General features: G+C 54.7%; 14 protein-coding genes. All 14 read right to left on the bottom strand.

Annotated features, from left to right (window positions below; translation table 11 throughout):
• Positions 1-169: 169 nt before the first annotated feature.
• Positions 170-1,186 carry a tRNA dihydrouridine synthase DusB gene (gene dusB, locus MKX51_RS31715; RefSeq protein ID WP_036723910.1) on the bottom strand — a complete coding sequence of 339 codons (1,017 nt, stop codon included), beginning with the start codon at positions 1,184-1,186 and terminating at the stop codon, positions 170-172.
• 45 nt (positions 1,187-1,231) lie between these two features.
• On the bottom strand, positions 1,232-1,441 hold the full coding sequence (locus MKX51_RS31710) for a helix-turn-helix domain-containing protein (protein WP_036696484.1): 210 nt from the start codon (positions 1,439-1,441) through the stop codon (positions 1,232-1,234).
• Complete coding sequence (gene folK / locus MKX51_RS31705) at positions 1,393-1,944, bottom strand: 2-amino-4-hydroxy-6-hydroxymethyldihydropteridine diphosphokinase (RefSeq protein WP_340995199.1); 552 nt, start codon at positions 1,942-1,944, stop codon at positions 1,393-1,395. Before folK ends, MKX51_RS31710 begins: the two co-directional genes overlap by 49 nt.
• 9 nt (positions 1,945-1,953) lie before the next feature.
• Positions 1,954-2,316, bottom strand: coding sequence for a dihydroneopterin aldolase (folB, locus tag MKX51_RS31700; RefSeq protein ID WP_036696480.1), 363 nt, complete (start codon positions 2,314-2,316; stop codon positions 1,954-1,956).
• Positions 2,317-2,349: 33 nt separating this feature from the next.
• Positions 2,350-3,207 (bottom strand): dihydropteroate synthase, encoded by an 858-nt coding sequence (folP, locus tag MKX51_RS31695; protein WP_340995197.1) that lies wholly within the window; start codon positions 3,205-3,207, stop codon positions 2,350-2,352.
• Complete coding sequence (locus MKX51_RS31690; protein WP_340995196.1) at positions 3,204-4,082, bottom strand: aminotransferase class IV; 879 nt, start codon at positions 4,080-4,082, stop codon at positions 3,204-3,206. Before MKX51_RS31690 ends, folP begins: the two co-directional genes overlap by 4 nt.
• On the bottom strand, positions 4,079-4,660 hold the full coding sequence (gene pabA, locus MKX51_RS31685) for an aminodeoxychorismate/anthranilate synthase component II (protein ID WP_076082822.1): 582 nt from the start codon (positions 4,658-4,660) through the stop codon (positions 4,079-4,081). Before pabA ends, MKX51_RS31690 begins: the two co-directional genes overlap by 4 nt.
• A complete protein-coding gene (locus MKX51_RS31680) occupies positions 4,657-6,282 on the bottom strand; it encodes an anthranilate synthase component I family protein (protein WP_076082817.1) in 1,626 nt (541 codons plus the stop codon). The genes pabA and MKX51_RS31680 overlap by 4 nt, the downstream gene beginning before the upstream one ends.
• Before the next feature lie 164 nt (positions 6,283-6,446).
• Positions 6,447-7,385 (bottom strand): cysteine synthase A, encoded by a 939-nt coding sequence (gene cysK, locus MKX51_RS31675; RefSeq protein ID WP_036723922.1) that lies wholly within the window; start codon positions 7,383-7,385, stop codon positions 6,447-6,449.
• Positions 7,386-7,559: 174 nt separating this feature from the next.
• Entirely contained in the window at positions 7,560-8,504 is a 945-nt protein-coding gene (locus MKX51_RS31670) for a peptidylprolyl isomerase (protein ID WP_340995193.1), read from the bottom strand.
• 9 nt (positions 8,505-8,513) lie between these two features.
• On the bottom strand, positions 8,514-9,398 hold the full coding sequence (hslO, locus tag MKX51_RS31665; protein WP_340945728.1) for an Hsp33 family molecular chaperone HslO: 885 nt from the start codon (positions 9,396-9,398) through the stop codon (positions 8,514-8,516).
• 51 nt (positions 9,399-9,449) lie between these two features.
• Positions 9,450-10,217: a type III pantothenate kinase gene (locus MKX51_RS31660; RefSeq protein WP_340995192.1), complete on the bottom strand. Its 768-nt coding sequence runs from the start codon at positions 10,215-10,217 to the stop codon at positions 9,450-9,452.
• The gene (gene nadC, locus MKX51_RS31655; RefSeq protein WP_036723928.1) at positions 10,217-11,089 is read right to left on the bottom strand and encodes a carboxylating nicotinate-nucleotide diphosphorylase; all 873 of its coding nucleotides are present in this window, start codon (positions 11,087-11,089) and stop codon (positions 10,217-10,219) included. The genes MKX51_RS31660 and nadC overlap by 1 nt, the downstream gene beginning before the upstream one ends.
• On the bottom strand, positions 11,079-12,695 hold the full coding sequence (gene nadB, locus MKX51_RS31650) for an L-aspartate oxidase (RefSeq protein ID WP_340995190.1): 1,617 nt from the start codon (positions 12,693-12,695) through the stop codon (positions 11,079-11,081). The genes nadC and nadB overlap by 11 nt, the downstream gene beginning before the upstream one ends.
• Between the last annotated feature and the right edge of the window lie 17 nt (positions 12,696-12,712).

Below are 12,712 nucleotides of genomic sequence, written 5' to 3'. Positions count from 1 at the left end.
TCCGGAGGGATCAGAACCCTCCTTCACCATTGCTCCTGCTGTAACGGCGATTTTATACTGTGAAATTATATTGGAACCGCTACAAAATGTCAATGACGCCCCATATAATGTTTAGCAATAATCAATAAAGCACACAGGAACGGGGCTTAGTCCCAGGAATATGTGAGGCTCATACGGCAAAAAGCTCGCTATCCGCGCTGTTCTGCTCCTCATCCTGCTTAAGCTGACCGACAAAATCATTCAAAATCCGCACCATCTCGTCACGTTTGGTTTCTTCCATAATAACGTCCTTCACGCGGGCCGCCGCCTTAAAGCCCTTCAGATACCAGGCCAGATGCTTGCGCATCTCGCGGACAGCCACCGCTTCACCCTTAAGAGCAATCAGGCGGTCCATATGAAGAATGGCTACCTTAATCTTCTCTTCAGCGCCAGGCTCAGGCATCAGAACACCGGTATCCAAATATTGAATCGTCCGGTACAGCATCCACGGATTGCCCAGTGCGCCACGCCCGATCATTACACCGTCACAGCCGGTCTGGTCCAGCATCGCCCGCGCATCCTCCGGCGTATTCACATCGCCATTGCCGATTACCGGGATCGATACTGCCTCTTTAGCCATACGGATATAATTCCAGTCAGCGCGTCCCGTGTAGAGCTGCTCGCGGGTCCGCCCATGTACGCTGACCGCCGCTCCGCCGGCCCGTTCCACCGCACGCGCATTCTCTTCAACGAAGATATGCTCGCTGTCCCAGCCGATCCGCATTTTCACGGTGACCGGTTTGTCCACGGCCTCCACTACTGCGGATACCATCTCATAGATTTTGTCCGGATTCAGCAGCCATCGTGCTCCGGCATCGCATTTCGTCACCTTCGGCACTGGGCAGCCCATATTGATGTCGATGATATCGGCATTCGTTTCTTTATCGACAATTCTCGCCGCATCCACCAGTGATTCCCGGTCCCCGCCAAAAATCTGCAGGCTCAGCGGTTTCTCGCGCTCATCGACAAACAGCATCTCACGCGTACGCTGGTTGCCATGTACAATCGCTTTGCCGCTAACCATCTCCGCACAGACCAGGCCAGTCCCGAATTCCTTGGCAATCAGACGAAATGCCGGGTTACATACGCCAGCCATAGGCGCCAGCACGACCTGATTCTTCAATTCAATATCACCAATCTTCAGCATGGCCCAATCACTTCCCTACCTTAATTTGTAACGTTCAGCCCGGTCTTAGGGTGCCGGATGGGCCAATTCCTCTACTGTCACTTCCAGAAAATCCGCAATTTTATTTAAAATTTGATCTTCCAAACGTCTGTTGCCCCGCTCCACTGCGCCAAGCACAGCAAGTGATATTCCGACAGAATCCGCCAGTTCCTGCTGCGTGTAGCCCTTCAGCTTCCGGAACGCTCTGACCCGCATTCCCATACGTTTGTTGTCCACAGGCGAATTCCTGCCTTTCCGTCTATGTCTTGCAGCGCTGTTGTAATTAATCTGCGGAATCCGGAAGACTCTTCGTTCTGCGATAAGATATCGCTGAGCGGCAGAAGGACAAACGCCCGCTCCAGCATCCTCGGATGAGGCAGCGTCAGATCCGGGGTGTCCAGGGTCAGCCCCTCTACCCACAGCAAATCCAAATCTACCGTTCTCGGTCCATACCGCACATCCCGGACCCGGCCTAACAGGGTCTCCGTGTCCAGCATCACATGAAGCAGCTCCTCCGGTGCTAGTGTGGTGCGCAGAACAGCCGCCATGTTAAGAAACTGAGGCTGATCCAGATATCCGACAGGCTCCGTCTCGTAGACCCGGGAGGTGCGCATAACTTCAATCTTGTCGTGATGCTCCAGCCGGTGCAGGGCTTCTCTCAAGGTGCCTTGACGGTCACCCAGGTTAGCCCCTAAAGCAATATAAGCCTCTGATGCCTCAGAGGTGGAAGGTATGTTCATCAGTCTGTCTCACTTTCTCGTCCGGCGCAATTCTACAGTGACTCCCTGGAAATGAATATCAAAAGGAGGATGCGGCTTGGTCACCTGGACCGTTACTGCATTGATAACAGTATAAGTGTCCAGTAACCCGGATGCAATATGTTCCGCCAAAGCTTCTATCAGCTTGAAGGACTGGGTTTCGACAATTTTTTTGACTACAACATGAACTTCAGCATAATTCACAGTCTGCTCCAGATCATCGCTGAGCCCTGCTCCCTGCAAATCAAGCTCCAGCTCAAGGTCGATATAATAACGCTGGCCGAGCTTCCGCTCCTCTTCAAACACGCCATGGTAACCGTAGTACTCCATGCGGTGCAGCTTCATTTTATCCATTAAGGGTACCTGCCTTCTCTTGAAGAATATAGTCTATACGCAGAGCACAGGTGAACCTGCATATAACATGGCGTCACACATCTCTACAGTACGTTTCATTGCCGCAATATCATGAACCCGCACAAGCTGACAGCCCTGGGCAATCCCGAAGGCGACAGTAGCTGCGGTCCCCTCCAGGACATCATCTGCGGGCAGACCTAGGGCGGTACGAATGAATTTTTTGCGCGAAGTGGCCAGCAGCACCGGATATCCCAGCTTCGTCAGTGCGCCGAGGCCGGTCATGACCTGAAGATTCTCTTCATAGTCCTTGGCGAAGCCGATTCCCGGGTCCAAAATAATATTGTCCGGCTTCACTCCGGCTGCCAGCGCCAGGTGAATGCTCTCGCTCAGGTCATCCTTCATATCGCTGATCAAGTCCTTATACTCACGGTCATGGCGGTTATGCATCAGAATGATCGGACAGTCTGCCTGCGCAGCAACCGCCGCCATCTGCGGATCGGCCTTGGCTCCCCATACATCATTGATGATATGCGCACCGGCCTGAATCGCCTGACGGGCGACTTCCGCCTTATAGGTATCTATAGAGAGGGGGAGATGCGGGGCGGCCTGATGGATACGCTCAATGACAGGAAGTACACGGGCCAATTCCTCTTCAGTACTTACCGGCTGGTGACCCGGACGCGTGGATTCCCCGCCTATATCGATAATATCAGCACCCTCTGCCGCCATTTGCAATGCATGCTCTACCGCTCTCTCCCGCTCTGTCCACAGGCCCCCATCCGAAAAAGAGTCCGGCGTCACATTGAGTATGCCCATAATTAGCGTGCGCTTGCCCAATTTCAGCTCGCTGCTTCCGCAGCGGTAAGTCCGCTCATAGATCATTGGCTTCATATCAGCATATCCGTCCTTTCTCTGTACAGCCTCATAAGTGCAGCCGTTTGCTCTCCGCAACGCCCGCTGCCTATGGTTACCCGCCGGTCTCCATTCCATAATGTGCTTACCGGTACGATCTCCTGCACAGAATTGGTGAGGAAGATTTCATCCGCAGCCGCAAGCTGTTCCCAGCGGTAAAAGCCTTGTTCAGGCTGATGGCTGGCCGCTGCCAGCTCAAGCACCATTTCCCGGGTAATTCCCGGAAGAATCCCGGTGGAGATATCGGGGGTATAGAGCTGCTTATTGGAGATAAAAAAAATATTACTCACAATCCCTTCGGCGACCTCGCCCTGTGCGGTCAGCATCAGTCCCTCGGCTCCTCGCTCTGCGGACGGATAACCGGCCAATTCACGTTTTGCCAGGATGTTGTTCATATAGTGCAGCGATTTAAGCCTTACCGCACCCTCCGGGGTATTACGCCGGTGGTTCAGAAGCTGAAGTTCTTTGCCTTCCGTGTATAAGCCGCTTGGTGTGACCGGCAGGGCTTTGATATAGAGCAGATGATTAGGCTGCTTATAGGCTGCGGATGGCAGACCCAGAATATCCTCGCCCGCCGTAACTGTGTAGCGGATATATACCTCACTAAGCTCATTCTTGTCCATTACAAGCTGAATCCATTCCCGCAGCCCTTGTATATCCGGCTCGAAGGGAATACCCAGTTGACGGCAACCCTCTGCCATTCTGCTCAGATGACGCTCCAGCAGAAACGGCTGTCCTCCATACGTACGGAAGGTCTCGAACAGACCCATACCGTACAAAAAGCCGTGATCCAGAGCGGAGACCACGGCGTCTTTGGCGTCGACTGCTTTGTTGTTAAGTCCTATATATTTCATGCCGGTTCTCCGGCTCTCCGTTTCAGGAAATTGCGCAGCATGGTATGACCGTGGTTCGTAATGATCGACTCGGGATGGAACTGTACCCCTTCAATCGGGTATTCCTTATGCCGCAAGGCCATAATCTCGCCTTCAGCGGTCTCGGCAGTAATCTCCAGGCAATCCGGCAGACTCTCACGTTCCACGATCAGTGAATGATAGCGTGTCGCTGTGAAAGGAGACTCCAGCCCCTCAAACACGGAGGTGCCGTTATGATGGATGGGCGAGGTTTTGCCATGCATCAGGCGTTCAGCGCGGATGACATTACCGCCAAAAGCCTGTCCGATGGCCTGGTGTCCGAGACATACGCCGAATATGGGGATGATGCCCTTGAAATGCTGCAGCAGCGCAAGGCTGATGCCTGCCTCATTCGGTGTGCAGGGTCCCGGAGAGATCAGAATATGATCCGGGGCTAATGCTTCTATCTCCTCAATGCTGATCTCATCGTTGCGCGCTACCTTAACCTCTTCCCCCAGCTCACCCAGATACTGCACCAGGTTATACGTAAAGGAATCATAATTATCGATGACCAAGATCATATTGCGCTTCCTCCTTCGGTGCCGAGGGCAGCCCGCTCTTCCTGCTCGCGTTCACTGCAGAGAATGGCTTTGACTACCGCTTTGGCTTTGTTGTGGCATTCCCGGTACTCCCGGTAAGGGTCTGAATCGATCACAATTCCCGCACCTGTCTGAATGTAGCCGATTCCGTCCTTCACTGCGAGCGTGCGTATGATTATATTTAATTCCATATTGCCGTTATAGTCAATCCAGCCCATAGATCCCGTATAGGGTCCCCGGCGGACCGGCTCCAGCTCTTCGATGATCTCCATGGTGCGCACCTTGGGCGCGCCCGTGATGGTGCCGCCGGGGAACAAGGCGGCAATGACATCATACGCATCTCTACCGGGTGCGATGATCCCCTCAACCTGCGAGACGAGATGCATGACATGCGAGTATCGCTCTACGGTCAGCAGCTCCGGCACGCTGACCGTTCCGTAGGCGGCGACACGGCCGATGTCGCTGCGCTCCAGATCGACAAGCATAATATGCTCGGCGATCTCCTTCTCGCTCCCGCGCAGCTCCGCCTCCATGGCGGCGTCCTCCGCGGGAGTGTGGCCCCGCCGCCGGGTGCCGGCAATGGGGCGGGCGCTGACCTTGTCCCCGTGCAGCTTGACGAGCAGCTCCGGCGAGGCGCTGGAGAGCGCGAAGCCGGGCGTGCGGAGCAGCCCCATGTACGGGGACGGGTTGAGTCTACGGAGCCATTCGTAGACTTCCTCGGGTGTAGACTTGAGCTGCGCCTGCTGGCGCAGCGAGAGGTTCACTTGGAATACATCTCCGGCACGGATGTATTCCTGGACCTTCAGCACAGCCTGCTGGAAGGGTGCGGCAGAGAAATCCGAGCTCATGCCGGGCCACTCGCCGGTGATCTCGGCCTCGCCCTCCACCCTGCGGGTAAGCCCGGCGTACCTTGCAGCGGCTGCTTCTTCCGGCTCTGCCGGTGCGTAGAGAAGGCTCCACTGCTCCAGCATGCGCTCCGCACGGTGCACAGCAGCCTCATACAGACTCCTTAGCCCATCCAGGTTACCGCTGGATACAGTATCCGGCACAGGGATATGAACTGCACAGTAGAGCTGCTGCTCCTGCTCATCGTAGATCCACACTTCTTCCAGTCTCATGAACAGATAATCCGGAAACTCAGGGTTGTTCCTGGCAAGCGACGGCAGCTTCTCCAGGGAACGGGCCACATCATAGCCAAGAAATCCGATACAGCCGCCGGTGAACGGCGGCAGACCGTCAACCGGCAGGCGGGGAGACGTATATTCCCTCATCCATGCCTGCAGCACTTGCAGCGGCTGGCCTTCCGTTACGGCAGACTCTATATGCCCCGAAGCCTTGGCTCCGGGAGTATAGCTCTCCGCAACGGCTCCTCGGCCTTCGATGATCGAGACAGGGCTCAGGCCAAGATAGGTGTAGCGCCCGCCCTTGCCGCTCTCCAGGACAACCGAATAGGGGGAAGCCTGTTCCCAGGCCTGCTTCCAGCTGCGGGGCAAGCCTTGGTTGTCCTGCCGTTTCCTCAGGATCAGGGGAAGGACGCTCCAGGCCTCATCTGCCTCTGCCCACTGCTCCCAGTCCTGCCAAGCCGTTAAGATCTCCACAACCATTCTCCCGTCTCATCGATAGTTTATTGCCTGTCAGTATACTGTACATAGGGTTACTTTGAAAAGCCCGCAATTCTTATAAATGCTTATTATCCGAAAAAAGAGCCTGCGGTATCCCTGTGAAAGCGGATAGGGCAGGCTCTTCGTAAGAGCTGAATTCTCAGCAATTATACTTCAAAGTTATAGAGCGGAGTGCTCAAGTAACGTTCGCCGTTGCTTGGAATGATGACAACAATTTTCTTGCCTGCGCCCAGTTCCTTCGCTACCTTCAGTGCAGCAAATACAGCCGCACCGGAGGAAATGCCGGACAGCACGCCTTCTTCCTTGGCTACGCGGCGGGCAGTTTCGAACGCTTCATCATTCTCAACATGAATAATCTCATCATAGATATTCTGGTTCAGAATTTCTGGCACGAAGTTAGCGCCGATACCCTGAATCTTGTGCGGGCCCGGTTTGCCTCCAGCCAGAATCGGTGAAGCCGCAGGTTCTACCGCATAGATCTTCACGCCCGGATATTGACTCTTCAGCACTTCACCTGCACCGCTGATCGTTCCGCCTGTGCCGACACCGGCAATGAATGCATCCAGCGGGCCGCCTACGGATTCAATCGCTTCAACGATCTCCGGTCCAGTGGTCTCGCGATGGATCTTCACGTTAGCCTTGTTCTTGAACTGCTCCGCAAGGAAATAATCCGGATTCTCGCTCAGAATCTGCTCGGCCTTCTTGACCGCACCGTTCATTCCTTCCGATCCCGGAGTCAATACGAGCTCAGCGCCGTAAGCGCGCAGCAGGTTGCGGCGTTCAAGGCTCATCGTTTCCGGCATAACAATAATAGCCTTGTAGCCTTTGGCAGCTGCCACAAGCGCCAGGCCGATCCCTGTATTACCGCTGGTCGCTTCTACAATCGTGCCACCCGGCTTCAGCAGGCCCTCTTTCTCAGCCTCTTCTACGATGCTGATGGCAATACGGTCTTTCACACTGGAGCCTGGATTCTGGTATTCCAGCTTCAGGAAGATCTCTGCCGAGCCTTCCGGAACAATCCGGTTCAGGCGGACGAGCGGTGTGCCACCGATCAAATCTGTTACACTGTTGACGACTTTAGCCATGAGTAAAAACCTCCTTGGAATGATAAATGAATTAGGGTGCGGAACTTATGAGAGATGCTATCAGCATATATTACCGTAGCCCCCGGTTCACAATGCCTGGGTAACTAACAGTTGTAATTGTACCGCTTAATATTTCCGACTAAATCAGTAGGTTTTATATTTAATTTCATATTATCAATCTTGCAGGCTGTTGTCAATATATATTGCTGTATCATATTTGGCCCGTAATTCACGCTCTACCTGCTGCAAGGGCGCTGCCTGCTCCAGTCTCAGCTGCTGGCCGATCATCCGGCGCAGTTCCTCCTGATCCGGCTTCACCGGATCAATTAGCTTCTCCAGACGGATCACAGCATACCCCCCGTCAACCTGCAGCGGTCCTGCGATATCCCCGTTCTCCAGCCCGGCTGCTGTCTCCAGCAGCTCCTCGGGCCAGAACGGGTCCTTCTCCTCGACCGTTCCGATACTGCCGCCATGCTGGCGGCTCTCCTCGTCGATCGAGACCTCACGGGCCAGCGCTGCAAAATTCTCACCCCGCTCCAGGCGGTCCATCACTGTACTGGCCTCGTTATAGGTGGAGGTCTGGATGATGGAGAGCTGCATTTGCTTGCGTGGCATAAATCTCTCGCTATTTTGCTTCAGATAATCATCAATTTCCGCTTCACTGACCGTAATGCCGGCCGTTGCTATGGCTTGGAGCGTCAGCCGGTATACCGTCTCCTCACGCAGCTCCTGACGGGTTAGTCCAAGCTCAGACTGCATCTGCTGATAATATTGCTCCTCCGAGCTGTAACCGGACATTCCCCGCTTCAGTTCCCGTTCAATCTCCTCATCCGTGACCGTAATTCCCAGCGCTGCGGCTTCCTTGCCCACCACGATATGATTCAGCATACTCAGCAGCACTTCTTCCCCGTGCTTCTTCTGAAGCTCCTCTATCCATTCCTGTTCCGTGACCGGCTGTCCTCCGGCAGCAGCGACATCCGAGGCTTCCCCTTCAGCCGTCTCTGCCTTCAGCAGTGCCATGGCACGCAGGCTCCAGAATAATAGCCCTCCCAGCACCAGCGTTGCCACGGCAAGTAATATAACGGCATTGCGCAGCGCGCGCTCCTGTCTTGTCACCATTTCATAGCCCTATGACTTCGCTTGATCGAGGATTACCTGCAGTTCATCCTTGTTAAATACATAGCTCTCATTGCAATAATGGCAGACGACTTCTGCCGTATCATCTTCTTCGATCAGCCGTTCCAGCTCGTGCTCACCCAGACTAACCAGAGTCTGCTCAATCCGTTCCCGTGAGCACTGACATACAAAGCGGACCTCCAGCTCATCCAGGATCACAGCATCCGGCAACAGCAGCCGCAGCATTTCCTCAGGCTCAAGCCCCTGATCCAGCACCGACGTAACCGAAGGCATGGCTCCAACCGCTTGCTCAACCTCGGTAATCTCCTCATCGGTCAGGCCGGGCAGCAGCTGAATAATAAAGCCTCCGGCAACTCTGACTGAATTATCGGTCTCCACCAGCACTCCAAGTCCTACAGCAGCAGGCGTTTGCTCCGAGAGGGCAAAATAATAGGTGAAATCCTCACCCAGCTCTCCTGAAACGATAGGCACACTGCCGCGGTACGGCTCCTTCATCCCCAGATCCTTGCTGACATCAATGAAGCCTTCTGTGCCTACCGCCCCTGCAACATCCAGCTTGCCCATGCTGTTGCTTGGCAGATGAACATGCGGATTGTGCACATAGCCGCGAACTTCTCCCAGGGCATTGGATTCAGCCGTAATCTGCCCGAGCGGACCGTTTCCTTTGACCATAATCGCGAGCTTCTCCTGCCCCTTGAGCATGGCCCCCATTATAGCTGCGGCAGTAACCGTACGTCCAAGCGCTGCCGTAGCCGTCGGGTACGTATCATGTCTGCGCCGCAATTCATCGACAAGCTCTGTGGTACGGACAGCGAATGCTCTGACTCTTCCGTTCATCGCCGTCCCCCGGACCAGCCGGTCCTTCTTATTATCCATTGGGTGCATACTCCTCCTATCTCTCTCTTCTGTATAGGTTCATCTTTATGATTATTTGTTACGGTTGTAAATAATGCGCAATCCTTCAAGCGTCAGCATCGGATTAACCTCATCGATACATTCTGTCTCACTGGCAATCAGTGAGGCCAGCCCTCCGGTAGCAATAACCTTGAGAACGGGAGCGTTCATCTCCTGCTTGATGCGTCTGACGATACCCTCAACCTGACCGGCATAGCCAAAAATGATCCCTGCCTGCATCGCATGTACGGTATTGCGCCCGATTACCTTCTTGGGCTTCTCCAGCTCAATCCGGGGCAGCTTGGAGGCCCGCAGATAGAGGGCCTCCGTGGAAATGCCCAGACCCGGCACGATAGCACCGCCCAGATAGTTGGCCCCGGCATCAATGCAGTCGAAGGTGGTTGCCGTCCCGAAATCAACGACGACAAGCGGACATTTATACTGCTCAATCGCCGCAACCGCGTTCACAATCCGGTCCGCCCCCACTTCGCGCGGGTTCTCATAACGCAGATTAAGCCCGGTTTTGATACCAGGCCCCACAAGGAGCGGTTCCTTGCCGATGAATTTGACACACATCTCTACGATAACCTGCACGAGCGGCGGAACAACCGAGGAGATGATGACCCCCTCGACATCCCTGAACGAGAGATTCGACATGCTGAACAGATTATGAATCATCACACCATACTCATCGACAGTGGACCCGCGGGCAGTGCTCAGCCGGAAATGGTGCAGCAGCTCACTGCCCCGGTAGACGCCCAGCACGATGTTCGTATTGCCGATATCGACGACAAGTATCATCAGAGGGCTCCCTCCTTCTTGCCATTCAGATCCAGGCTGATATCGAGACTCGCGAAGGAATACGTCAGCCGTCCTACCGAAATCACATCCACACCCGATTCAGCAATGCCCCGGACCGTCTCCAGAGATACATTGCCCGATGCCTCAATGGTGACATGCTTCGCCTTGGTCCGGATTCTTCTCACGGCTTCAGCCATCTGCTCAGGAGACATGTTATCGAGCATAATAATATCAGCTCCGGCCGCCAGCGCTTCCTCTACCTGCTCCAGACTCTCCGTCTCTACTTCAATGGTCATGGTGTGCGGGATATTGGCACGGGCACGCCCTACTGCCTGACGGATGCCGCCGGCCCCCTTGATATGATTGTCCTTAATCATTACCGCATCATACAGACCGTAACGGTGGTTGGCTCCGCCGCCAATGCGGACTGCATATTTCTCCAGCATCCGGTGACCCGGTGTGGTCTTGCGGGTATCCACCAGGCGGGTCGGCAGCCCTTGAAGCTTCTCTACAAAAGAAGCCGTGCGCGAGGCCACACCGGATAAACGCTGCATCAAGTTGAGGGCAAGCCGTTCACCAGTCAGGATGGCATGAGTGCTGCCTTCTACCTCAGCAATCACAGTGCCCTTGGAGACAGCTTGTCCTTCCTGGACCAGCGCCGTGAATACGAGCCCAGGATCAACAACTTCGAATACCAGCTCAGCCACGGGGATTCCACAAATAATCCCGTCTTCCTTGGCATGGATGATTCCCTTGGACTCATGCCCGGCAGGAATGGTAGTACGGGTAGTAATATCCCCCGAACCGACATCCTCCTGCAGCCAGCCCTTAATAGCCTTAAGCAGATCTTCATTGTATCCGTTAAACATCATCACTTAATTCCTCCACTATTCCAAGTTCGCGAATCTGGAGCAGATGCTTCTGCCACTGTGCGTCACTGCGCAGGGGATAATCCTCACGATAATGCGCACCGCGGCTCTCCTCCCGTGCCAGGGCCGATTCAGTAATCAGCAGACAGCATGTAAGCATATTGGCGAACTCGTATTCTTCCCGTGTTGTCAGTTTGGTCTTAAAAATCGGCAGCTGGCGCTTTATCTCATCCAAGCCTTTGTTCAGCATTTCCCGGTTCCGCCGCAGTCCGGCGTACCGCACCATAGCCTTTTGAAGCTTCAACCGCCGTTCAACAATAGCCTGTGCAGGAGCTTCTACCCTTGCCTGATGATAGGCTGAGGGTAGATTATCCCGGTGAAGCGGCGGAAGCTGGCGGATTCGTTCAATGATCCGGCGGCCGAACACAACAGCTTCCGACAGGGAGTTGCTGGCCAGCCGGTTGGCACCCTGCACGCCAGTAGATGATACCTCACCGCAGGCAAACAGGCGGGCAACCGTACTCTCTCCGCTCAGGTCGGTCTTCACGCCCCCCATCATATAATGCGCAGCAGGAGCCACCGGAATCCAGTCACTTGTAATATCCAGCCCGTAGCTCATGCAGGTCGCATAAATGGTCGGGAAGCGGTGTTTAACCATATCCGCCGGTTCATGTGTAATATCCAGATAGACGAAGGTGGATTTGGTCATTTCCATCTCGCTTACAATGGCACGGGCAACAATATCCCGCGGGGCCAACTCCTGCAGCTCATGATAACGTTCCATGAACCGCTCACCGTTAATGTTCCGCAGCACAGCGCCTTCTCCCCGCACAGCCTCCGAGATCAGGAAGCGCGGAGCACCAGGATAGCTGAGTGCGGTCGGATGAAACTGAATGAACTCCATATCCCGGATATGGGCACCGGCACGGTAGGCAATGGCTACCCCGTCTCCGGTGGCCACCTCAGGATTGGTCGTGTAACGGTATAGCTGTCCTGCTCCGCCGGAGCATAGGATTGTTGCATCTGCCTGCAGGAATAACCGCCCGCCGTCAGGCCGCTGTACAAGCGCTCCCAGACACTCTCCGCCCTCCGTAATCAGGTCAATGACATAATGGTCGTCCCAGGTCTCAATATTCTCATGCCGGGCAGCCTGTTCAGCAAGTGCGCGGACAATCTCATATCCTGTAGCATCCCCATTTGCATGTAAAATACGGCGGTGGCTATGTGCCCCCTCCTGGGTTAAGGCCAGTACACCATTCTCCTTATCGAAAATAGTGCCAAGCCGGATCAGCTCACGGACGCCCTCGGGTCCTTCATTGACCAGCACATCGACAGCCGCAGAGGAGTTCAGCCCCGCGCCGGCCATCAGGGTATCCTGACGGTGATACGCCGGCGAATCATCCTCCGAAATGACGGCCGCAATTCCGCCCTGGGCATACCGTGTGTTGCTCTCCATTACGGTCTTCTTCGTAATCATAATAACCTTCCGGTCTTCGCTGGCCTTGATCGCTGTGAATAACCCGGCAATACCGGAACCAATGACCAGGCAGTCTGTCTTAACTACAGGAAGTCCCTGAAGATCAAAATCAACCAAATATTGTGGAATCATGACCGCTTTTCACCTGT

It is taken from the genome of Paenibacillus sp. FSL M7-0420 (genome assembly GCF_038002345.1).
GTDB lineage: Bacteria > Bacillota > Bacilli > Paenibacillales > Paenibacillaceae > Paenibacillus_AQ.
This window is presented reverse-complemented; position numbering and strand designations above follow the sequence as displayed.

Excerpts from the sequence above, each read along its gene's own strand:
- dusB (WP_036723910.1), bottom strand. The coding sequence starts at position 1,186 with ATGCTGAAGATTGGTGATATTGAATTGAAGAATCAGGTCGTGCTGGCG.
- folK (WP_340995199.1), bottom strand. The coding sequence starts at position 1,944 with ATGAACATACCTTCCACCTCTGAGGCATCAGAGGCTTATATTGCTTTA.
- folB (WP_036696480.1), bottom strand. The coding sequence starts at position 2,316 with ATGGATAAAATGAAGCTGCACCGCATGGAGTACTACGGTTACCATGGC.
- folP (WP_340995197.1), bottom strand. The coding sequence starts at position 3,207 with ATGAAGCCAATGATCTATGAGCGGACTTACCGCTGCGGAAGCAGCGAG.
- MKX51_RS31690 (WP_340995196.1), bottom strand. The coding sequence starts at position 4,082 with ATGAAATATATAGGACTTAACAACAAAGCAGTCGACGCCAAAGACGCC.
- pabA (WP_076082822.1), bottom strand. The coding sequence starts at position 4,660 with ATGATCTTGGTCATCGATAATTATGATTCCTTTACGTATAACCTGGTG.
- MKX51_RS31680 (WP_076082817.1), bottom strand. The coding sequence starts at position 6,282 with ATGGTTGTGGAGATCTTAACGGCTTGGCAGGACTGGGAGCAGTGGGCA.
- cysK (WP_036723922.1), bottom strand. The coding sequence starts at position 7,385 with ATGGCTAAAGTCGTCAACAGTGTAACAGATTTGATCGGTGGCACACCG.
- MKX51_RS31670 (WP_340995193.1), bottom strand. The coding sequence starts at position 8,504 with ATGGTGACAAGACAGGAGCGCGCGCTGCGCAATGCCGTTATATTACTT.
- hslO (WP_340945728.1), bottom strand. The coding sequence starts at position 9,398 with ATGGATAATAAGAAGGACCGGCTGGTCCGGGGGACGGCGATGAACGGA.
- MKX51_RS31660 (WP_340995192.1), bottom strand. The coding sequence starts at position 10,217 with ATGATACTTGTCGTCGATATCGGCAATACGAACATCGTGCTGGGCGTC.
- nadC (WP_036723928.1), bottom strand. The coding sequence starts at position 11,089 with ATGATGTTTAACGGATACAATGAAGATCTGCTTAAGGCTATTAAGGGC.
- nadB (WP_340995190.1), bottom strand. The coding sequence starts at position 12,695 with ATGATTCCACAATATTTGGTTGATTTTGATCTTCAGGGACTTCCTGTA.